Annotated in this window: 17 protein-coding genes and 1 tRNA gene; 4 read left to right on the forward strand and 14 right to left on the reverse strand. The window is 72.4% G+C overall.

Annotation, left to right across the window (positions count from 1 at the left end; all coding sequences use genetic code 11):
* Positions 1-733: 733 nt before the first annotated feature.
* The 7 genes from pheA to PZB77_RS16035 form a co-directional block, all read right to left on the reverse strand.
* Positions 734-1,669, reverse strand: a complete 936-nt coding sequence (gene pheA / locus PZB77_RS16005; RefSeq protein ID WP_275493282.1) for a prephenate dehydratase — start codon at positions 1,667-1,669, stop codon at positions 734-736.
* Between the two features lie 104 nt (positions 1,670-1,773).
* Positions 1,774-3,084, reverse strand: a complete 1,311-nt coding sequence (efeB, locus tag PZB77_RS16010) for an iron uptake transporter deferrochelatase/peroxidase subunit (RefSeq protein ID WP_275496083.1) — start codon at positions 3,082-3,084, stop codon at positions 1,774-1,776.
* 26 nt (positions 3,085-3,110) lie between these two features.
* The gene (locus tag PZB77_RS16015) at positions 3,111-5,147 is read right to left on the reverse strand and encodes a copper resistance protein CopC (protein WP_275493283.1); all 2,037 of its coding nucleotides are present in this window, start codon (positions 5,145-5,147) and stop codon (positions 3,111-3,113) included.
* A gap of 15 nt (positions 5,148-5,162) precedes the next feature.
* Positions 5,163-5,609, reverse strand: a complete 447-nt coding sequence (locus tag PZB77_RS16020) for a copper chaperone PCu(A)C (RefSeq protein ID WP_275493284.1) — start codon at positions 5,607-5,609, stop codon at positions 5,163-5,165.
* A complete protein-coding gene (locus PZB77_RS16025) occupies positions 5,606-6,262 on the reverse strand; it encodes an SCO family protein (RefSeq protein ID WP_275493285.1) in 657 nt (218 codons plus the stop codon). The genes PZB77_RS16020 and PZB77_RS16025 overlap by 4 nt, the downstream gene beginning before the upstream one ends.
* A gap of 173 nt (positions 6,263-6,435) precedes the next feature.
* Positions 6,436-7,194 (reverse strand): YcnI family protein, encoded by a 759-nt coding sequence (locus tag PZB77_RS16030; RefSeq protein ID WP_275493286.1) that lies wholly within the window; start codon positions 7,192-7,194, stop codon positions 6,436-6,438.
* Positions 7,195-7,323: 129 nt separating this feature from the next.
* On the reverse strand, positions 7,324-8,160 hold the full coding sequence (locus PZB77_RS16035) for a hypothetical protein (protein WP_275493287.1): 837 nt from the start codon (positions 8,158-8,160) through the stop codon (positions 7,324-7,326).
* 304 nt (positions 8,161-8,464) lie between these two features.
* Here PZB77_RS16035 and PZB77_RS16040 point away from each other — a divergent pair, with 304 nt between their 5' ends.
* Positions 8,465-8,983 (forward strand): ATP-binding protein, encoded by a 519-nt coding sequence (locus tag PZB77_RS16040; RefSeq protein WP_275493288.1) that lies wholly within the window; start codon positions 8,465-8,467, stop codon positions 8,981-8,983.
* Positions 8,984-9,020: 37 nt separating this feature from the next.
* On the opposite strand, the gene PZB77_RS16045 is transcribed toward PZB77_RS16040, so the two are convergent.
* Both PZB77_RS16045 and PZB77_RS16050 read right to left on the reverse strand, forming a co-directional pair.
* Positions 9,021-10,508 (reverse strand): aminopeptidase P family protein, encoded by a 1,488-nt coding sequence (locus PZB77_RS16045; protein ID WP_275493289.1) that lies wholly within the window; start codon positions 10,506-10,508, stop codon positions 9,021-9,023.
* 206 nt (positions 10,509-10,714) lie between these two features.
* Positions 10,715-12,196, reverse strand: coding sequence for a PP2C family protein-serine/threonine phosphatase (locus tag PZB77_RS16050; RefSeq protein ID WP_275493290.1), 1,482 nt, complete (start codon positions 12,194-12,196; stop codon positions 10,715-10,717).
* A gap of 602 nt (positions 12,197-12,798) precedes the next feature.
* On the opposite strand from PZB77_RS16050, the gene PZB77_RS16055 reads away from it, so the two are divergent.
* Positions 12,799-13,464 (forward strand): bifunctional DNA primase/polymerase, encoded by a 666-nt coding sequence (locus PZB77_RS16055; RefSeq protein ID WP_275493291.1) that lies wholly within the window; start codon positions 12,799-12,801, stop codon positions 13,462-13,464.
* A gap of 959 nt (positions 13,465-14,423) precedes the next feature.
* On the opposite strand, the gene PZB77_RS16060 is transcribed toward PZB77_RS16055, so the two are convergent.
* The 3 genes from PZB77_RS16060 to PZB77_RS16070 form a co-directional block, all read right to left on the reverse strand.
* On the reverse strand, positions 14,424-15,392 hold the full coding sequence (locus tag PZB77_RS16060) for a DUF5926 family protein (RefSeq protein ID WP_275493292.1): 969 nt from the start codon (positions 15,390-15,392) through the stop codon (positions 14,424-14,426).
* A gap of 473 nt (positions 15,393-15,865) precedes the next feature.
* A complete protein-coding gene (locus PZB77_RS16065; RefSeq protein ID WP_275493293.1) occupies positions 15,866-16,477 on the reverse strand; it encodes an ATP-binding protein in 612 nt (203 codons plus the stop codon).
* Between the two features lie 156 nt (positions 16,478-16,633).
* Positions 16,634-17,461, reverse strand: a complete 828-nt coding sequence (locus tag PZB77_RS16070; protein ID WP_275493294.1) for a glycerophosphodiester phosphodiesterase — start codon at positions 17,459-17,461, stop codon at positions 16,634-16,636.
* 198 nt (positions 17,462-17,659) lie between these two features.
* Here PZB77_RS16070 and PZB77_RS16075 point away from each other — a divergent pair, with 198 nt between their 5' ends.
* Together PZB77_RS16075 and PZB77_RS16080 are read left to right on the forward strand one after the other, a co-directional pair.
* Entirely contained in the window at positions 17,660-19,390 is a 1,731-nt protein-coding gene (locus PZB77_RS16075) for a trypsin-like peptidase domain-containing protein (protein ID WP_275493295.1), read from the forward strand.
* 54 nt (positions 19,391-19,444) lie between these two features.
* A tRNA-Ser gene (locus PZB77_RS16080) sits at positions 19,445-19,534 on the forward strand.
* 136 nt (positions 19,535-19,670) lie between these two features.
* On the opposite strand, the gene PZB77_RS16085 is transcribed toward PZB77_RS16080, so the two are convergent.
* Positions 19,671-21,074, reverse strand: coding sequence for a site-specific integrase (locus PZB77_RS16085; protein WP_275493296.1), 1,404 nt, complete (start codon positions 21,072-21,074; stop codon positions 19,671-19,673).
* A 61-nt stretch (positions 21,075-21,135) separates the two neighbouring features.
* Positions 21,136-21,321 carry a helix-turn-helix domain-containing protein gene (locus PZB77_RS16090; RefSeq protein ID WP_030329340.1) on the reverse strand — a complete coding sequence of 62 codons (186 nt, stop codon included), beginning with the start codon at positions 21,319-21,321 and terminating at the stop codon, positions 21,136-21,138.
* Between the last annotated feature and the right edge of the window lie 10 nt (positions 21,322-21,331).

Raw genomic sequence — 21,331 nt, forward strand, 5'->3', positions numbered from 1 at the left:
ATCCACGCACCGACCGGGAAACTCCCGCATCGGAGTGGAGTGGCCTCCTCATCCGGAATCGGGTGGAATCAGCTCTCTCTCCCGCGGTATCACCCCTGCCCCGTCCCGGAGTTGATGGTGATCCACATGGTGGTTGTCCACAGGTGGAGTCCGGCGGGAGAGGTTATCCACAGGCTGTGTGGAAAATCTGTGGACGACTGAAGTCACCCCTGGGCCGAGCGGGTGGATGGGCTCCGAACTCATGGATTCATCCTTCAAACCGCCTTTCGGGCACTCATTCGAGTGGTAATTCGCGATTATGCGTCGTTGATCAAGGCATTTGAGCCAAACGGGCTGGATGAGGATCATGGAGGATCCTGCGGGGCTTCCCGCCGCCCTGGGAATGACTGGGGTGGTTTGTCGATGATGTCGAGCCTCAGTGTCGACTTGTCCCCAGGCATCGGCGGAGCCCTGTGGATAACTCTGTGGGTAAACGCCCGGGAGGGCCCGCAGCGACAGCCCAGGAAGGGTGGAGCGGCGTGGAGGACTCGTGACCGCCGTCCCGAGACGTACCCGCGCGGCGCGAGCGGGCCCTGGCGGCAGCCGTCCTGAGGGCGCCCGGACGAGCGGACGACTTCTCCACTCCTGCCCCGGCGGTCTGGGCGGCCCGGGCTCCGACTGTTCCCTCTCCCGACCGCTCCACGTCCCGACCGTCCCGGCGCCGCGCCCCCGGCCCAGGGCCGGGACCCCGTGGTCAGCCGCGCCCGTCCTGGCTGCGGGCGAGCCAGTCCGATGCGGCGGCGAAATCCGTGTCCGAGGTGCCCTCCCGCAGCGGGCCCACCTCCTCCGGCGTCACCCCGGCCCGGGGATAGGAGCCGAGGAAGCGCAGGTTCGGACAGATGCGCTTCAGCCCCATCAGCGCCTCGCCCACCCGGCGGTCCGCGATGTGCCCTTCGGCGTCCACCGCGAAGCAGTAGTCCCCGATGCCCTTGCCGGTGGGCCGGGACTGGATGAGCATCAGGTTCACCCCCCGCACCGAGAACTCCCGGAGCAGCTCCAGCAGCGCGCCCGGACGGTCCTCGCCCAGCCAGAGGACGACGGAGGTCTTGTCGGCGCCGGTCGGTGCCGCCGGCCGGGCCGGCCGCCCGACCAGGACGAAGCGGGTCTGCGCGTTCACGGCGTCGTGGATCTCGGTGGCGAGCGGTTCGAGCCCGTAGGTCGCCGCCGCGAACTCCCCGGCGAAGGCGGCGTCGTACCGTCCGTCCCGGACCAGGCGGGCGCCGTCCGCGTTGGAGGCGGCCGACTCCCAGACCGCCTGCGGGAGATGGGCCGCCAGCCAGTTGCGTACCTGCGGCTGGGCGGCCGGGTGGGCGGTGACGGACGTGATGTCCTCCAGCCGGGTGCCCGGCCGCACCAGCAGCGCGAACGAGATGGAGAGCAGCACCTCGCGGTAGATCATCAGCGGTGCGCCCACCGCCAGTTCGTCGAGGGTCGCGGTGATCCCGCCCTCGACCGAGTTCTCGATCGGTACGAGGGCGGCCGCTGCTTCCCCGTTCCGTACCGCGTCCAGCGCCGCCGGTACGGAGACCATGGGGACGAGTTCGCGGGTGGCGGCTTCCGGGAGCGTACGGAGCGCCACCTCGGTGAAGGTGCCCTCGGGGCCGAGATAGGCGTAACGCGTGGCGGACATACGGTCACTCTAAGGGCTGCGGGGGAACCCTCCGCGGCCTGTGCGCGCACAGGCCGGTCGGCCCGTGCGGGCACCGAGAAGGGGACGCGGAGCGTTCGGACCGGTCAGGACTCCAGCAGCCGCTGCCCCACGTACTCGCCCCGCGCGACGCCTCCCGGTACCGCGTAGACGCCGCTCGCCTCGTGCCGGATGAACGGTGCGAGGGCGTCCCCCCGGTCGAGCTTGCGCTGCACCGGCACGAAGCCCCGGAACGGATCGGCCTGCCAGCAGACGAAGAGGAGCCCCGCGTCCGGCGTCCCGTCCGCCGCGATGCCGTCGTGGTACGAGAACGGCCGGCGCAGCATCGCCGCGCCGCCGTTCTTCTCGGGCGAGGAGATCCGGGCGTGGGCGTTGGACGGGATGAGGGGCTTGCCGTCCGGGCCGATCTCGTCCAGCTCCATCGCGGTCGTCTCGCTGCCGCCGCTGAGCGGTGCGCCGTCGTCCTTGCGTCGGCCGATGACCCGTTCCTGGTGGGCGACGGAGAGCTTCTCCCAGTCGTCCAGCAGCATCCTGATGCGGCGGACGACCGCGTAGGAGCCGCCCGCGAGCCACTCCTGGGCCGGGTCCGCGGTGGCGGAGTCCGAGGGGCCGGGCACGAAGATCCGTGCGTCGAAGTCGTGGTCGGCGGGACGCGGGTTGTTGGTCCCGTCCAGCTGACCCATCAGGTTGCGGGCCGTCATCGGGTGGGCGGTGGCGCCCGGCGTGCGGTTGAAGCCGTTCATCTGCCAGCGCACCCGCGCCGCCGTCCCGGCCGCCTTCTGGACCGCGCGCAGCGCGTGGAAGGCGACGAGCGCGTCGTCCGCGCCGATCTGCACCCAGAGGTCGCCGTTCGAGCGTCCGGAGTCCAGGTGGTCGGAGGAGAAGGCGGGCAGCGGGTCGAGCCCGGCGGGCCGGCGTTCCGTCAGCCCGGTCCGGTCGAAGAACGTCCGGCCGAAGCCGAAGGTGAGTGTCAACGAGGACGGGCCGGCGTCCCGGGCGATGCCGGTGTCGTCGCCGGACCCGGCGGGACGGCCCGCCATCAGCTCCTCGGCCAGCACGGACCAACGCCGCATCAGGGCGGCCGCCTCCGTGCGTCCGGCTCCCGCCGTGAGGTCGAAGGCGACGAGATGTCCGCTCGCCTGGAGCGGAGTGGTGATCCCCGGTTGATGTTTCCCGTGAAACATCGCCTCGGTCGAGCCGATCGAGGTGAGCGCCGCAGGGGTGTCGGGACGCGCCGCCGCGTATCCGGTGGCCCCGCCGGCGGCTCCCAGGACCAGGCCGGCGGCACCGGCCGCTCCGGCGCCACCGAGGAGCTTCCGCCGGGAGACCCCCGCCGGCTCGGTGCCCTCGAAGGAGCCCGCATCGTCGCTCCCGGCACGCGCCGGTGCCGGGCGCACAGGGGTGTTCCGCTTGTTCACGCTGGTCAGCCGATCTTCACGTAGCCGTCGACGGTGGTCTGGTCGATGTCCGAGGTGCGGACGGTGACCGCGAGCTTCCACCGGCCCGCCATGGGGATCTGGACGTCGCTCGCGGTCCAGTGGCCTTCGGCGAGACGGTCGGGGAGGACCGGTAGCGGCCCGATGTCCTTGGCCTCCAGCGTGAGAGCCATCCGCACCTCGGGTACGTCCATCGCCGTGCCGCCGGCGTCCTGGAGCCACAGGTGCATGTCGTTGGAGCCGGTCCGGCCGGGGTCGACGTCCACCTGCACGGTCCCCTTGCCGGCCCTGCCGCCGGTGTCGAAGGGCAGGCTCACGGTGACCGGCTGGGCGGGGGCCGGAGCGGCGGCCGTGTTGGTGCGCGCGGCCTCCTCCTCCGTACGGCCCGGTTCGGTGGACGACAGGAGGGTGGTGACCGCCAGCAGGACGACGGCGACACCGGTCTCGACGAGGACCGAGCGGCGCAGGCCGGTCCGGCCGGGGTCGGCGTCGCGGGCCCTCTTCACCTTCGCCGCGGTCATCAGGGCCTGCTGGCGCGCGAGCTGCGCGGCCCGCTCGGGGTGCGTACCCGCTCCGGCGACGGAGACCGAGGTGCGTACCGGCCCCTCGGCGACCGGGGCGCAGACGCGTACCGGCTCCTCGGCGACGGAGGCCGACGGGCGCACCGGCTCCTCGGATGCCGGCTCCGCGGGTGGGTCGTCCCCCTCCACCGGCACGTCGGTCGCCGGATCCGTCGCGGGCGGCCCCCCGACCGTCAGCCGTCCCGTCCAGCGCCGGGAGATCCAGGCCACGCCCACGAGGACCGCGACCAGACCGACCTTGACCAGCAGCAGCCGGCCGTACGTCGTCCCGGTGAGCGCCGACCAGGAACCGACCTGGCGCCAGGACTGGTAGAGCCCCGTGCCGGCCAGTACCACCACGCTGACGAAGGCCACCCGGGAGAAGCGCCGCACCGCGCCCGCGGGCAGTTCCGGGACCCGGTACAGGGCGGTCAGCAACGCGGCGAGACCGCCCAGCCAGGCGGCGACCGCCAGCAGGTGGGCCATGTCGACCGGCATGGCGATGCCCGGCTGGAGTCCGGTGGAGGCGTGTTCGGCGAGCGACCACGTCCCGGCGATCCCGGTGGCGACCACCGCGCCACCGAGCGCGAGGCCGAAGGTGAGGTCCTTGCGCTCCGTCTCGTCCTCGCGCTGGGGGTACGTGCCGAACAGCACGGCGACGAAGAGCGCGGAGGCGCCCAGCAGGAGCAGCCGGGAGATGAGCGCGGCCCCCGGCTTGGTGTCCAGCACCGCCTGGAGACCGCCGGGATCGAAGGCGTCGGAGAGCTTCCCGCTGCCGGTGTACGGGTTGCGCAGCATCAGCATCGCCAGGGTGGACGCGGTGAGCGTGATCCAGCCGCCGACGACGAGCCGTTGCAGCGGCCGGACCGAGGCGCCGCCCCGCCAGCAGGCGAGGACGAACGCGGAGCCGCCCGCGAGCAGGATGAAACCGGTGTACGCGGCGTAGCGGGCGATGCCGTACAGCGCGCCGACCAGGCCGCCGCCCGCCGTCGAGGCGGGCAGGGTGACGGTGGTGGTGGACGGCGCCCCGATGGAGAAGGTGAAGGCGCCGGAGACCGGATGGCTGTCCGCGGAGACCGCCTGCCAGGCCACCGTGTAGGTGCCGTCGGGGAGCCCGGAGTGGAGCGTGACGGCGTACCGGGCGGCGCCCCCGGCACCGGTCGAGCGCGGGCCGCCGGTGTCGGCACGCTCCCCGGTCGGGTCGAGGACCCGGATCGCGTCGTCGCTCAGCGAGACGGACTCGGAGAAGGAGAGGGTGATGCTGCGGGGAGCCGTGTCCACCACCGCCCCGTCCCGCGGGTCGCTCCCCGTGAGGGCCGCGTGCGCGGACGCGGGGGCCGCGCACGCCAGCATCAGGCCGAGGAAGAGGCCGGTCAGCGTGGCGAGGAGCGCGGACGCGCCGAGCGGCCGGCGTACCGGGGTGGGCCCCGGGCGGGGTCCGCGGAGCGGGGCGGTGGCTGTCATGGTGGGTTCAGTCCCTCACTGCTTCGCCGGGTTATAGGTCGTCTCCTCGACGGGGAGCTCGACCGTGATCGGGCCGGACTTCTCGAAGTGCAGCTGCACGGAGATCTTCTGGCCCTTCTTGGGCTGCCGCTTGAGTTCGTCGAACATGATGTGGTTGCCGCCGCGTTCGAGGTCCAGCTCGCCCTGGGCGGGCACCTCGAAGGAGGCCACCATCCGCATGGCCCGACCCTTCGTCTCGTGGATCGTGACGTGGTCGGAGATCGGGCTGGTCACGGCGGTCAGCCGGTCGGTGGCGGAGCCCGCGTTCTCGACGACGAGGAAGGCCGCCGCGATGTCGCTGACGGGCTGCGGCATGAAGGCCCCCACGACCTTCAGCTCGGGGGAGCCCTCGGTGGAGCATCCCGCGAGGGTCAGGCCCGTCACGAGGGCGAGTCCGCCGGCGAGGGTCGCGCGGCCTGTCACGGGTTCGCCCCCTCGATGAGCTTGGGGAGGTCCGCGGTGTAGTCGTCGGCGGTGGTGTCCTCGCTGTAGAGGACGTATCCGGCGTCGGTCTTCGGAGAGAACGCCATGACCTGGGCGCCGTGCATGGAGACGACGGTGCCGTCCTTCTCCGTGGTGGCGGGGTCGATGCCGATGCCCATCGACCGGGCGCCGGCCTGGATGGTCTTGAAGTCGCCGGTGAGGCCGATGAAGTCGGGGTCCTGGGCCTTGAGCCAGGCGCCCAGCGAGGCCGGGGTGTCGCGCTCGGGGTCGGTCGTGATGAAGACGACCCGGAGCTCGTCCTGTTCGGCGGCGGGCAGCGCGCGCTTGGCGAGCGCGATGTTGCTCATGGTCAGCGGGCAGACGTCCGGGCAGTTGGTGTAGCCGTAGTAGATGAGCGTCGGCTTGCCCGCGGTCTCCTTGCGGAGGTCGTACGTCTTGCCGTGGGTGTCCGTCAGGACGAGGTCCGGCTTGGTGAACGGCTGGTCGAGGACGGTGGCGGCCCGGGTGGTGGTGGAGGTGGAGACGTCGGACACCGGCTTGGCGGCGGACCCGTCGTCCGAGCCGCAGGCGGTGAGTGCCAGTGCGGCAGCGGCGGCGAGCGCCACGGCCGACGCCATTTTCTTGGTGCGCATGGAGGGTGTGTTCCTGGTCTGTGCGGTGCGGTGGGTGGCCCCGGGGTCCACCGGGGGCCGGGACCGGATGCGCGCGCGCCCGGTCCCGGCCCGAAGGGCCCCGGGAATGCCGTCTGTCGGATGACCGCCGGCCTGGCGGACGACCGCCGGCCGGAGGTCACCGGTGAGGGCTCTCAGGCGGTGCGGCGGCGGGCGAGGACGCCGAAGGCGACGCCCGCGATGCCGATGACGATGCCGACGACGCCCAGCACCCGTGCGGTGCCGTCGCTCGCCGAGTCGGACGACGCCGAGGCGGTGGTGGTGTGTTCGGACGCGTCGGCGCCCTTGTCACCGGCGGCGTCGTCAGCGTTGTCGTCGGTGTCCGTGGCGCCGGCGGAGCCGTGGGCGTCCGCCGCGGCGTCGGTCAGGGTCAGCACCGGGGCGGGGTTGTCGGGCTCCTCACCGCCGGCCGGGGCCTCCTCGATCCAGCGGACGACCTCCTTGCTGCTGTACGTCTGGAGGGCCTTGAAGACGAGCTGGTCGGTATCCTCGGGGAGCTGTCCCACGGAGAGCGGGAACTGCTGGAAGTAGCCGGGCTTGATCGCGGCGGCGGCGTCGGCGGTCCAGGTCACCTTGGAGACGGCCTCGGTGACCTTCTGGCCGTGGACCTCCAGCGGCTTGGCGAGCGTGGACTTGGTGACGTCGATCTTCCAGCCCGGTACTGCCTGCGGGCTGACCGAGGAGAGCGGGTGGTCGGTGGGGAAGTTGACTTCGAGCTTCACCGTCGAGGCGTCGTCGCGCTCGTTGGGGACCTTGAAGTTGATGGTGGCGTAACCGCCCTTGGCCGCCTCGCCCTGGGGCTGCACGCTGACGTGGGCGGAGGCGGGACCGGCGAGCAGCAGAACGGCGGACGCGGCGATGCCGCCCGCGACGGCGATACGGGAAACGTTCATGGCAGGGATCACTCCACGGAGCGCAGGAGAGGTGGTCCGGCGCGCGGGTGCGCGACGGCATCGCGCCACCCGCTTCCCGGGGGGACCGTCGTGACGGCTCGGCCGCAGGGCCGGGGAAGGGTGGTCGCGTCAGGCTGCGAGGGCGTACGCGGGGGGAGGCCCGCGCCTGATCACCAGATGCTGCAGAGGATCGCCGGTGGCCGGCGCCGGGGCGTCCACCGGGGTACGGGCCGGGCGCGGCCCGGCCGTCGGGGCGCCCGGGAAGCCCGCGCGCAGCACCCGTACGAGCGCGAGCGCGGCCCGCAGGGAGCGCAGCCGTGCGGCGGCGGCGAGTTGGCGGCCGCCGTGCGCGGAGAGCCGCGCCAGTTGGAAGAGCGACACCTCGCCCCGGCGCAGCAGCCAGCCCGTGACGAGCGCGGCCAGCAGGTGGACCAGGACCATGGGGAGGCTGGGCAGCAGCGCCGGCGAGGAGCCCACCGCGGCGGAGGCGAGGTGGGCGTGCGCCCCGGAGACGGTCGCCGGGTCGACGCCCGCGTCGGTGACGATGCGGTGGGCCTGGGCCGCGCTGATCCCGCCCGGGGTGTCTCCGCAGAGCAGCGAGGCGGCGAACCGGATGAGCGACGCGTCGCCCGTCGCCGGCGCGGTCGCGGTGCCCGCGGGGGCGGACCCCATGGCGGTGGCCGTCATGGGGTGGGCGAGTTCGAAGAGCGCGTGGAGCGCGACCTGTCCGCCGGCCAGGGCCGGTGCGATCGACGGCAGTGAGCGCTCGCGCCCGGCGAAGGGGGCCACCACCGCGAGCACGACGAGGAATCCGCAGAGCAGCGCCCACCAGGGTACGGCCGAGGAGGAGGCGAGCCCGTGCCCCGCGGCGGACAGCACGACGCAGACCGCGGCGAACACCGAGGCCCTCAGGAGCCGCAGGCCGGCTCCGGCGCGTGTGGCGGACCGTGCGTCAGGCGTAGACATGGCGGGCCCATCATCGCACTGCGTCCCCGTCCGTGGGGCGGCAGGTCCGCAACATCATCTTCCGTACCGTTCGGTGGGGGTTGTGCGGGAAGCGGAACTGTTGCGGGGGACGCATTACGGGACGGGTGGGACGGTCGTTGTACCTGGTGACAGAGGTGTCAGTGGATCACGGGTCCGGACATACACCGTCAAGCGGAATATTCGCGTCCGCCGAATGAGGGCCATCACGGCCGAACCGTGCTTACGGGGGGCCCTTCACGGCAATACGTATCGGTATGTCGAGCCGCAGCCAGGAGGCTGGAGCATGAGCATGTGGTGGTCACTCCATTTGCGGCGCGAAGCCGCGAGCGTTCCGCTCGCCCGTCGATTTCTCCTCGGCAGCATGGAGACGGCGGGAGTGGATCCGGACATCTCCTACGACCTCTCGGTGGCGCTCACCGAGGCATGTGCCAACGCCGTGGAGCACGGCGGGGACCAGGGGGGCACCGTCCCCGGACCTCCGGGCGCTCCCGGTCAGTACCGGGTCACCGCGTACCTGGACGGTGAGACGTGCCGTATCGAGGTCGCGGACTCCGGACCGGGCTTCCCCGCCCGGCGAGCCCGTCGCCCCGCAGCCCGTCCCGCCGGTACACGCGGCGCGCCGGCGGCCGTGCCGGACCGCGCCGCCGAACCGTGGGACCTGGCCGAGAGCGGTCGCGGTCTCGGGCTCATCGAACAGCTCGCCGACCACGTCCACATCGGCAACCGTCCGGGTCGGGGCGTCGTGGTGAGCTTCGACAAGATCCTGAAATGGCGCGAGGACGCGCTGCTCATGGTGTCCTGAGCGGCGCGCCCCCGCGTGGGGCCGTGCGGGGCGGGCCTCAGCCCTTGAGGCCGGCGATCCAGCTCTCGATCTCGTCGGAACGGCGCGGCAGTTTGTCGGAGAGGTTCCGGTTGCCGTCCTCGGTGACGAGGATGTCGTCCTCGATCCGGACGCCGATGCCGCGGTACTCCTCGGGCACCGTCAGGTCGTCGGCCTGGAAGTACAGACCCGGCTCGACCGTGAGGCACATGCCCGGCTCCAGCGTGCCGTTGACGTACGTCTCGGTGCGCGCGGCGGCGCAGTCGTGGACGTCCATGCCGAGCATGTGACCGGTGCCGTGCAGGGTCCAGCGGCGCTGGAGGCCCAGCTCCAGGACCTTCTCCACGGTGAGGTCGCCGAGCAGGCCCCACGCGACGAGGTGCTCGGTGAGCACCCGCTGCGCGGCGTCGTGGAAGTCGCGGAAGCCGGCACCCGGCTTCACCGCGGCGATGCCCGCCTCCTGCGCCGCGTAGACCGCGTCGTAGATCGTGCGCTGGAGCGGCGAGAAGGTGCCGTTGATCGGCAGGGTCCGCGTCACGTCGGCGGTGTAGAGGTCGTGGGTCTCCACGCCGGCGTCGAGCAGCAGCAGTTCGCCGGAGCGGACCGCGCCGTCGTTGCGCACCCAGTGCAGCGTGGTGGCGTGCGGGCCGGCGGCGCAGATCGATCCGTAGCCGATGTCGTTGCCCTCGACGCGGGCGCGCAGGAAGAACGTGCCCTCCAGGTAACGCTCGCTCGTCGCCTCGGCCTTGTCGAGCACCTTCACGACGTCCTCAAAGCCGCGCGCGGTGATGTCGCACGCCTTCTGCAGCTCGGCGATCTCGAAGTCGTCCTTCACCAGGCGCGCCTCGGAGAGGTACACCCGCAGCTCCTCGTCGCGCTCGGCGGTGACCTTGTCGGTCAGGGCCGCCTCGATGCCGGCGTCGTAGCCGCGGACGACGCGGACCGGGCCGGTGGCCTCCTTCAGCGCGGCGGCGAGCTCGCGGACGTCCTTCGCCGGGATGCCCAGCACCTGCTCGGCCTCGGTGAGGGAGTGGCGGCGGCCGACCCACAGCTCGCCCTGGCCGTCGAGCCAGAACTCGCCGTTCTCCCGGTCGGAGCGGGGCAGCAGGTAGACGGTCGCGTCGTGGCCGCTCCCGCCGGTCTTCGGCTCCAGGACGAGAACGCCGTCCTGGGTCTGGTCGCCGGTGAGGTAGGCGTACTCGGTGGCGGCGCGGAAGGCGTACTCCGTGTCGTTGGCGCGGGTCTTCAGGTGGCCCGCGGGGACGACGAGGCGCTCACCGGGGAAACGCGCGGAGAGCGCGGTGCGGCGGGCGGCGGTGTGCGCGGCCTGCGGCAGCGGCGCGAGACCGGTCAGCTCGGTGTCCGCCCAGCCCGACTTCATGCTGTCGGCGAGTTCGTCGGAGACGGCCGGGTACAGGCCGTTCTTCCGGGTCTTGATCGGCTCGGTCTCTTCGGTCGCTTCGGTCTCTTCGACTGCTGGGGGTTCCGGGGTGCGCTCGTCGGACACGATTCGTCTCTCCTTGGTACGACACTGGGCCCCACCATCGTACGGGCGTGCGGAAGGGGGCCCAGGGCCGAAGGGCCTCTTACCCACGGAGCGCGCGGCTGGATGGCACCGCACCGTCGGAGCCCTGCTGAGCTGCGCGAACGCAGGAAGCGGACGAAGAGCTTCCGGAAGTGAGGGCAGTCGGCGGGGTGCGGTTCTCGCCGGAGTCAGTCGAAGCGCACCGCGAGCAGGGTCACGTCGCCGGTGCGGTCCGCGGGGGTGCTCCGGGGGAGCAGGGCGCGCAGGACGTGGTCGGCGACCGCGTCCGGGTCACGGCGGGCGGCCCGGGGCACCCCGGCGGCGGCCGCGTGCAGCCGGGCGAACGCCCGGTCCGTCGAGTCGCCGGTCCGGCGCAGCAGCCCGTCCGTGTAGAGGAGAACGGTTTCGCCCGATGCGGGGGTGAACTCCACGCTCGGCGCCTCCCAGGAGGCGAGCATGCCGAGCGGTGCCGAGACGGTGGTGTCGACGAACTGCGTGCGCCGCTCGCCCAGCACCAGCGGCGGGGCGTGCCCGGCACCGGCCAGCACGATCCGCCGCAGCGCCGGTTCGCAGTAGGCGAAGAGCGCGGTGGCGGTGCGCGCCGGTTCGGTCAGCCGGAGCAGCAGTTCCAGGTCGGAGAGGACGGCGACGGGGTCCTCTCCCTCCATGACGGCGTAGGCGCGCAGACCGGAGCGGAGCCGCCCCATCGCGGCCATGGCTCCGGGACCTCGACCGCCGGCGGAGCCCACCGAGAGTCCGAGGGCGCCGCCGGGGAGCGCCAGGGCGTCGTACCAGTCGCCGCCACCGTCCGGTCCGGCACGGTGGCGCGCGGCGAGCCGTACGCCGGGGATGCGCGGCAGCCGGCTCGGCAGCAGTTCCTCGGCGACGATCGCCGCGTCGGCCCGGGCGCGCTCGAGTTCCAGGAGCCGGACCAGGTGCTCGGCGGCGTACCGCCCGTAGAGGCCGACCACGTGCTGTTGCCGTTCCAGCGGTTCGGCCGGTTCGTCGTAGAGCCAGACGACCGCACCGAGAGCGGCGCCGGCCCGCGAGGTGAGGGGCAGGGCGAAACTGGCGGCGTAGCCGAGCCGGGAGGCGACCTCGCGCTGCCGGGGGTCGAGTTCCGCGTCGGCGAGGAGGTCCGGGCTGCTCACCGGGTCGGTGGCGGGCGGCCCGTCGAGGAGCCGGCCGTAGGGAGTCGAGCCGCGCGGGACGGTCTCGATCGCGCCGAGGTCGGCGTGGCTGAGGCCGAGACCGAGGGTGGAGTGCGGCCCCCGGCCGTCCCGCGGTTCGAGGAGCAGCATCCCGCGGCGTGCGCCGACGAGGGCGGCGCCGGCGCTCAGCAGCTCCGGCAGGGCGCTGTCGAGGGTGTGGGTCGCGGCCAGGCGCTCGGTGAGCTCGTGGAGCGTGGTGAGGTCCGAGACCCACCGGGCCAGCCGGTCCTGGAGAAAGGCGCCCGGTGCGGGCGGCACGGTGGTCGGCGGTTCCGGAGTGTGCGTCGAAACCGGAACGGGGGGATGGATTTCAGCCATATGTGGCAGGTGTCGGGCGCTCATGGCCTCCGGCTTTCCGACCGGCGAGTTCCGTCGAATAGCATCGCAAACCCCCCTGTCATTCTGCGCCACTATCAAGGCATCCACATGTACACGTACAAGTAAGCAGATGTCCAGCATTGTCCTTGCGGGATTGCTGGTGTCCGCACGCCGCTCAACTTGGCCGAAAAATGCGAGAGGTGGCCATTAATTGCGGTCGACTGGGCGGGCTCGACGGACGGCGCCCCCGAGGATGCCGTGTGGGGGTGTTGTGCGGGGCGAGCGTCATCCCGGACATGCTGGGTACGTAAATCGTTGAACCGCCGGGCAGTGGGGTCCGCCCCGGAACCCGGCAGCGTGAGCGGACGTCCTTGTCCGTGACACCACCGCCCGGGAGCAGCGCCCGTCCGCTCGGGGCGGCACGTGCGAGGCACGCGTCCGATCCGTCCCGCCGCGGTGGGCGGTGTGACGCGGCCCCGCTCTCGACCGTTCGACTCCGCAAGGCCGTTCGACTCAGGCTCGGTCCGGTTCGACCCGTCCTCACTCCGCAGCGTTCGGCCCGGCTCCGCCCGGTGCCCGCCACGCGCCCGTGGGGCTGCCCGATGAGCACGCGCACACGGTCAGGTACGCGCGGATCGCGCACGTACGGAGATGTACGCACAGTCAGGGTCGTCGCCGCGCAGCGGAACCTCGCGCGGGCGGCGACGTGGACCTCGGCGTTCAACGGAAAGGAACGAGCGCTCATGCGCGAGATCCTCGGAAGGCGACGCAGGAACCGGTTCCGGCGCGGGGACGGCACCGCTGGGCTCGACGCGGCGCTGACCTGCGCCACCGGATGGCAGTGGCCCGTGCTGCCGGGCGTGGGGCTCGCCCCCGCCCGGGACGGATGCGCCTGCCCCGACCCCGAGTGCGTGGTTCCCGGCGCACACCCCTTCGACCCCGGACTCCTCGCCGCCACCACGGACGCCCGCATGGTCCGGTGGTGGTGGACGGCACGGCCGGCTGCCCCGGTGCTGCTGGCCACCGGTGGCCGTGCGCCGTGCGCGGTGAGCCTGCCGGCGGTGAGCGGGGCGCAGGCCCTCGCGGTGCTGGACGCGCGGGGCATGCGGCTCGGGCCGGTGATCGCGACGCCGTCCCGGTGGGCGCTGCTGGTCCGCCCGTACACCCTGGAGCGGCTGGGGGAATTGCTGCACGCCCAGGAGTGGGTGCCCGGTTCGCTCCGATTCCACGGCGAGGGCGGCTACCTGCTGCTTCCTCCCGCGGGGAAGGGGGACGGCCGGGTGCGGTGGGAGCGGCCGCCGTCGGCGGGACGTGTCGCACCCTGGCTGCCGGACGTCGGGACCGTCCTGGACGCGCTGGTGGAGGCCAGCACCGGGGCACCGGGCGGCGGGAGCCGACTGGCCTACTGAGGCACCCGCGGAGCCCCCGGCGTGGGCGTGAGGCCCAGGCGGGAGCCGCGGGTGTACGCGGGACCCTCGGGTGTACGTGAAGTCGGGGGTGGTCCGGCTCCCGCGCGACGTTCCCGGCGAACGGCGCGTCCGGCGACGCCCTTCCGCAGAACGTCACCCCTCCGTAGAACGTCGCCCTTTCCGCAGAACATCACCCAGCGCATTTCGCCGGATCTGCGGACGCCGGAGGATTTCCGTACCGGAGAGGGGGCCCGCCTGTGCGAATTCTTGACCTGCTTTTCGAACCCGGACGCCCCTGACCCTCTTTCTGGGGCGTTTTTCTCCGCGGTTCCTGATTATCCGTCGAATGGAGAATGCGTCGTCCCGCCCCTGTCCGGGCTCCCAGGAAGGGCCCCGCCGTTCCGGCGGGGCCCTTCGGCCGGTGCGCGTACGGCAGGCACACGGCCCACGTGCACCGGGAGCACAACTGCCGTGCGGGGTACGCCGCCTGAGGTGTGCCGCACCGCCCCGGTGGGGGTGCTCGTGGCCGGGGCGTCGTGGCCTGGGGAGCGGGATGCCTTGGGATGGGTCGGGGCAGGGGTTCCGGCCCCGGGGGTCCGGAGCGGCGGGCAACGCGGCGTACGACGTTCCGGGTGCGGGTGGCAAGCTGCCGGGCTGCGGGGTGTGTTGGGGCTGGTCGCACGGGCGACGCGCGGTCGTGACCGGCGCTCTTCGCGGGGGGAGGTCCGTCCCACGCGGGGCGGCGGGCCGCTCACGGCTTCGCCGCGGGCCGGGCCGCACCCGGAAATGAGGACGCCCGGTCGCTGGCGACGGGGGATGCACCAGCGACCGGGCTTTCAGAACCGTAACAAGAGATCTGCCGTTCGCAAATTCGATCTGGCCTGGGAGGGCGGCGATTTACCGGCCGGAACGGCCTGTTGTGACGCGCGTCACCGACGGTTCCCCGGGGTTCGTCACTGTCAGCTGAGCGTCACTTGGCGGTTGGTGAGCCCGCCGCGCGCCCGGCGCTCCTCCGCGGTCAGCGGGGCCTCGGAGGCGAGCGCCCCGGCGAGCCGCTCGGCGAACGCGGCCGCGGGCTTCTCGCACTCCTCGGCGGTCATCGCGCTCGGCAGGTCCCACACCGGTACGACGAGCCCGTGGGCCCGGAACGAACCGACCAGCCGCGTTCCCTCGCCGAGCGAGGAGGTGCCGGCGGCGTGCAGTCGGGCGAGCGCGTCGAGGAGCTTCTCCTCGGGGTGCGGCATGACCCAGCGCAGGTGGTTCTTCTCCGGCGTCTCGCACCAGTACGCGGCGTCCACGGAGGAGAGCAGCGCGGTCGGGATCGCTGCGGCGTTGGCGCGCTCCAGGGAAGCGGAGACCTCGGCCGCGGCGTTCTCCGCGTCCGGCACCCAGAACTCGAAGCCGGAGTGGACGACGGGCTCGAACGGCGCGTCCGCGGCGAGCAGGTCCTGCAGGCGCGGTCCGTCGGCGGCGACCCGGCGAGCGGCGACCGGTGTGCCGGGCTCGGCCTCCAGCGCCTGCTGGAGGGAGTCGGCCAGGCCGCGGCTGAGGTCACCGGAGGAGGTGTCGTTCTGCAGGGCGAGCAGGATGGACCCGTCGTCACGGCGGAGGGCGGGCCAGGCCATCGGCAGCACGGTCGCGAGCGTGACGGAGGGGACGCCCTCGGGCAGCCCGTCCTTCAGCGTCAGCGGGACGGTCGCGGCGGGCACCAGCTCGCGCAGCGCGACCCAGTCGCACTCGCCGGGAAGCCCTTCGAACGGGCGCTGGACCAGCTCGGTGACCGCGTGCGCGGCGGTGCGTCCGTGACACGCCTTGTACCGTCGTCCCGAACCGCAGGGGCAGGGCTCGCGGGCCCCCACGACGGGGATCTCCCCGTCGTTCACCTGCGGCTTCGCGGCCTTGGTCGTCTGAGGGCGCTTCTTGGCCATGGTGGGCATTCTCCCGGTAGCGACGGTGCGGTCTGAGGCGCGAGCCTAGTGCCTCCAGCGCCCCTGACCCGACGGAGCCCGGGCGCCCGGAGGACGCCGCGCGGGTGTCGCCGGCAGGTGATCCGGGGTGGGGTTCCGGTGCGGCGGTCAGGTACGACGGTCAGGTGCGTCGTCGCGGGTCGTCGCGGGTGACCGGTCCGGTCGTGAGCCGGGGCGGTCCGGGGAGTCCGTCCTCCCCGGGGAGCCCGTCCGGTCCGGGGAGGCCGTCCTCCCCGGGAGCACGTCCGGTCCGGTCCATGGGGGCCGGTCCGCCGGTCCGGGCGTCGCTGGGGTGGGGTGGGCCGCCCGGATGTCAAAGGTCCGTCGGCCGGTTCTCGCACCGGGCCGGGTGACGCCGAGCTCCCTCGCTCGGCTCACCTGTCGCGGGACGGGCCGCGGGATGGTGCCCCGCGGAGCTGCCGTGTCCGCGCCGCTCAGCCCGCCTCGCCGAAGGCGGAGAGCCCGTCGAGATCCAGCTCCTCGAAGCCGGAGAGCCCGTCGAATCCCGGGAGGCCCTGGAGCCCGTCGAGTCCTTCGGAGCCCGTACGGCCGCGCGGGCCGCCGAGCGGCCCGAGGCCGTCGAGTCCTTCCACTGCGCCGAATCGTTCCTCGGCCGCCACCAGCGCCCAGACCGTGACCTCGCCCGGGGCGTCGTCCCTGACGCCCCACTTCTCGGAGAGGGCACTGATGATGTTCAGCCCGCGACCGCCCCGAGCCGTCACCGAGGGGGTGGAGGGGACGGGCCGTGTCGGACCGCCTCCGTCCGTGACCTCCACGGTCAGGCCGCCCCGGCGGTCCACGCGCCACGCGGCGCGGACGTCGCCGTCACCGACGTCCACGTGCTGCCCCAGCGGCCTGCCGTGCCGACAGGCGTTGCTGAGGAGTTCGGACAGGATCAGGACCGCGTCGTCGACGACCGCGTCCGAGACCCCGTTGTCCCGCAGTTGTGCGCGCATGTGGTGCCGCGCCTGCCTCACGCCCGCAGGGCCGTGAGGAACGGCCATGCTCGACGACGTGGGCACTTCTTGTGCCACCACCAACGTCACCCCCGAGACCTCCTTTGCCCCACGCCACGAAGGGGATGCCCTCCTGAGCTGCGCCGGAAACCGGTCAAAGCATCTCCGGTGACGCACTCGAAACGAGTCGACACGTACCGAATGCGCCGGTGCACTCCCCGTGACGGGGCGGGAGGGGTGGTTCGTCTACCCGCGTCCGAGTTGGGCCAGGACCTTTTTCGGGCGGTTGGTGATGATCGCCTCGATGCCGAGTTCGGCGCAGAGGGCCACGTCCTCCGGCTCGTTCACGGTCCAGACGTGGACCCGGTGTCCGGCGCCGTGCAGCCTGCGGACGTAGTCGGGGTGGTTGCGTACGATCCGCATCCCGGGCCCGGCGATGCGCGCACCGGCGGGCAGCCGCCCGTCCCGCAGGCGGGGGGTGAGGAACTGCATCAGGTAGACGGTGGGCAGGGTGGGGGCCGCCGTACGGACCCGGTGCAGGGAGCGGGCGGAGAAGCTCATGACACGGACGGCCGAGGGACCGTCGGCGGGTGGGGCGTCCAGGCCGAACTCCCTGAGGAGGCGCAGCAGCCGGTCCTCGACCTGTCCCGCCCACCGGGTCGGGTGCTTGGTCTCGATGGCGAGCTGGAGCGGCCGGCCCGTCGCGCGCACCTCGGTGACCAGCTCCAGCAGGCGTTCCAGGGTGAGTACGGAGGTGAGGTCGCCGGGCACCGGATCCCAGTCCGGGGACTCCTCGCGGTCCTTCCAGGAGCCGAAGTCGAGCGCGGCGAGCTGCGAGAGTTCGAGCGCGGAGACCGCGCCCCGCCCGTTCGAGGTGCGGTTGACCCGGCGGTCGTGCACACAGACGAGATGTCCGTCGGCGGTGAGCCGGACATCGCACTCCAGCGCGTCCGCGCCGTCTTCGACGGCTTTCCGGTACGCGGCGAGGGTGTGCTCGGGAGCGTCGTCCGAGGCTCCGCGATGGGCCACGACCTGGAGGGAAGAAGGGCTGGAGGGCTGCCGTGCGTCGGTCACCGCGTCATGGTGTCATCGCGACGTGGCGGGTGCGCGGTCCTCGTACCGGGAGCGCCGTTTTGTCTGATGTAAAGATTGGTGTGTGGATGCACAGGTCCTGCTTACAGTGGCCTGACGTGTTCTGGGCAAAGCTGGGCCCAGACACCTGCGATGCGGATCTCTTGCCGACTGCCGAGTGGAACCGAGGAGTAAAGAGCTGTGAGCACCGAGAACGAGGGCCACGAGGGCGCCGCGGTCCCCGACGTACCGCCCGCTCCGTCCGCACCTCCCGTGCCGGCCGCCGCTCCCGAGGACCCGCGCCGGGCCACGCCTCCCGCGCCCGGCGCCCCGGCCACCGCACATCAGGACGACGCGGCTCGGGCGGCGCACGCCGAGCCGTCCCACGAACCGCCGTACGCGGACGGCCGGGGCGGCGACTCCTCCCCGTCTGCCGAGCCCGCCGGACCGTACGGCACCACTCCCGCACCGGCCGACCAGCGACCGGCCGCGCCCGCGCAGCCGGATGCCGCGCACGCTCCGGCCCCCGACCCCGCGCAGGGCCGGCCGCAGGCGCCCGCGCACGCTCCGGGGGCCGACGCGACGCAGCAGCTCCCGCCGCACACCCCCGCCTACCCTGCGCCGCACACGCCCGCGCCCGCCTACCCGGCACCGCAGGGTGCACCGGCGTACCCGGCACCGCACAACGCGGCGCCGGCCGGCTCGTGGCCGCCCCCGGCCCCGCCGGCCGTCCCGGCGTACGCCGGTGGCGGCGACGGCCACGGTGGCACCGTCTGGGGCGCCTCCGCCGAGCAGGAGCCCAAGGGCCCCCGCAAGCGCCGGGCCGGCGGGCTCGTCGCGATGGTCGCCGTGGCGGCGCTGGTCGCGGGCGGGGTCGGCGGCGCCCTCGGCTTCTGGGCCGCGGACAGCAATGACGACGGCTCCTCCGGTTCGACGACGATCAGCGCCTCCGACAGCCCGAAGGCGCTCAAGCGCGCCGACGGCACCGTGGCGGGCGTCGCGGCCAAGTCCCTTCCCAGCGTCGTCACGATCGACGCGCAGAACGGCGACGGCGAGGGCGGCACGGGCACCGGCTTCGTGTACGACAAGGAAGGCCACATCCTCACCAACAACCACGTGGTCGCCTCCGCCGCGGAGAGCGGGCAGCTCACCGCGACCTTCTCCGACGGCAAGAAGTACGAAGCTGAGGTGGTCGGCCGCGCCGAGGGCTACGACGTCGCCGTCATCAAGCTGAAGAACGCCCCGTCCGGCCTGAACCCGCTGGCCCTCGGCAACTCCGACAACGTGGCGGTCGGCGACTCGACCATCGCGATCGGCGCCCCGTTCGGCCTCTCCAACACGGTCACGACCGGCATCATCAGCGCGAAGAACCGCCCGGTCGCTTCCAGCGACGGCTCCTCGTCCAGCAGCAGCTCCTACATGAGCGCGCTCCAGACGGACGCCTCGATCAACCCGGGCAACTCCGGCGGCCCGCTGCTCGACGCCACCGGCGCCGTGATCGGCATCAACTCCGCCATCCAGTCGACCGGCAGCGGCGCCCAGACCCAGGCCGGTTCCATCGGCCTCGGCTTCGCCATCCCGATCAACCAGGCGAAGAACGTCGCCGAGCAGCTGATCAAGACCGGCCAGCCCGTCTACCCGGTCATCGGCGCGACGGTCTCCATGTCGGAGACCGGCGACGGCGCGGTCATCTCCGACCAGGGCTCCGGCAGCACCGCCGCCGTTGCCGCGGACGGGCCGGCCGCCAAGGCGGGCCTCAAGGCGGGCGACGTCATCACCAAGTTCAACGACACCCCGGTCGACAGCGGCCCGACTCTCATCGGCGAGATCTGGACCCACAAGCCGGGCGACCGCGTCACGTTGACCTACGAGCGCGACGGCAAGGAGTCCACCGTCGAACTCACCCTGGGCGAGCGCAAGGGCGACAGCTGACCGGCTACGCTGTAGGCCGTTCCCCGGCGGTGGCACCGCCGCTCCGGGGACCGGGGTGGGTTGCCCGAGCGGCCTAAGGGAACGGTCTTGAAAACCGTCGTGGCAGCGATGTCACCGTGGGTTCAAATCCCACACCCACCGCCAGGTGAGAGAAGCAGCAGGTCAGAGGGCGGGTCTCCGGAACGGAGGCCCGCCCTCTGCATTCACCTTGTCTCACCTCACACCCCTGATTCCCGGTGCCGACCAGGGCGTGTGGGCCATACGCGGGCCAGGATCGGCCCTACTCCTCGGCGCGAAGCCCCAGCTCAACGAGCCGGTTGGCCGCAGCCGAACCGCCCTTGAGGAGCTTGGCGTAGAACCGGTAGAGCACCGCGAGGCTGTGGCCGGCGCGATAAGCGGCCTCCACCGGGTCCATGCCGGACTTGATCCACAGCGAGATCGCGGCGTGCCGCAGGGAGTACGGGACCTCGGCCAACGCGGTCCGAAGCTCCTGTTCGCTGAGTACTGCCTTCCGTGCCTCGCTCCAGACCCCGGAGTATTCGTTCGACGTCAGACGGCCGCCACGCACCGCCGGGAACAGTCGGCCGTCTGGTGCGACGCCGAAGCGAGCGATGTGGGCGCGGACCATGCGCACGTATATCGGCGGGACGGGAACGGCGCGTACGGCCCTCCGCGCCCGGTGCTTTAGGCCACGCTCGTCGTGCGACTTCCCGCTGTCGGTCCAGCCGCCCCCGACTTCCGGGTGGCTTTCCGACACCAGCACTTCACCCCACGCCTCCGGCTCGCTCTCTGGCGGCAGGATGAAGTCCGATTCCTTGAGCGCTGCGGCTTCGCCGGGCCGCGTTGCCACGTAGTAGACGGCCCCGTAGAACGCTTCCAGACGCTCACCGCGTTCTCCCTGCGCGGCCACGGCGGCGAGTAGAGCGCGAGCGAGCCGAGGGCCGGGCACCCACCGGAAATCGACCTCGTCCGAGGTCTGCGGAGCGGCCCAGTCCACCGACAGGAATGGGTGGCGTGTGAGGAGGGCCCGTTCCTCAACTGCGTAACGGAAGGCGTTGCTCAGAACCATGCGCTTTCGGTTGGCGGTGTTCTCCGCCGCAGGTTTCCCGTTCAGGAGCCGGGAAAGCGCCGTGAGTGCCGCTCGCACGTGCTCCGGCTTCGCGGCTTCGTCCACCCGCATCGAATGCTGCCCAACCCACTCCAGTGCCTTCCGGACGTCGTCGGGGGGTTCTTGGGCGTCGGAGCGCGAGATGATCTGATTCTTCGGGCCGTCCACGGCTCGAAACGCCCACTGGTACAGAGCGGTACGTAGTACGCGGGCATCAGGTCGGGCGCTGGGCCCAGTCGTGAAGACGGGTGTCACAACTGCAAGGGATTCCGCAATGCTTGCTCGATGCTTCGCAGCCGCCCCGGGCCACTTCATCAGCGCGTACGCCTTGGCGTGCTCGAACCATGTTGGCATTGCGAGGGCGGCAAGCTCCTTCTCAGGAAGACCGGTCTCCTCGTCGAACTGCTGGCCCGCTCGCAGAGCAGCCATGAGCTGAGAGCGGCGACCATCGGCCTGCGGTTTGAGGGTGAAGCTTTTCGAGTGCCCCTCGGCTCCCACACGCCAGCGGAGTTCCCAGGGCTTCGGCCGGCCTTTGCGTTGCCGGATGGACCAGATGACGACATCGAAGGTGAGCATGTGTCTCCATGAAGAGAGGGCCCGCCGTAGCGGGCCCTCTCTTGGTCAGGTTGGTGCGGACTCAGGCGGCTTCCTCGTACCTGGCGAGCCAGGCGTCAAGGTCGGCTCGGCGTACGCGCACCTGGTGGTTCGGGAGCTTGATGAGCTTGGGTGCGAGGCCCCGTGCGCGAAGCCGGTAGAACGCGGCGCGAGACATGTTGAGTTCGGCGAGGACTTCGGGGAGCTTGAGCATCTGAGGGCGGGCCATCGTGTGGGCT

The organism is Streptomyces sp. AM 2-1-1 (assembly GCF_029167645.1).
GTDB lineage: Bacteria > Actinomycetota > Actinomycetes > Streptomycetales > Streptomycetaceae > Streptomyces.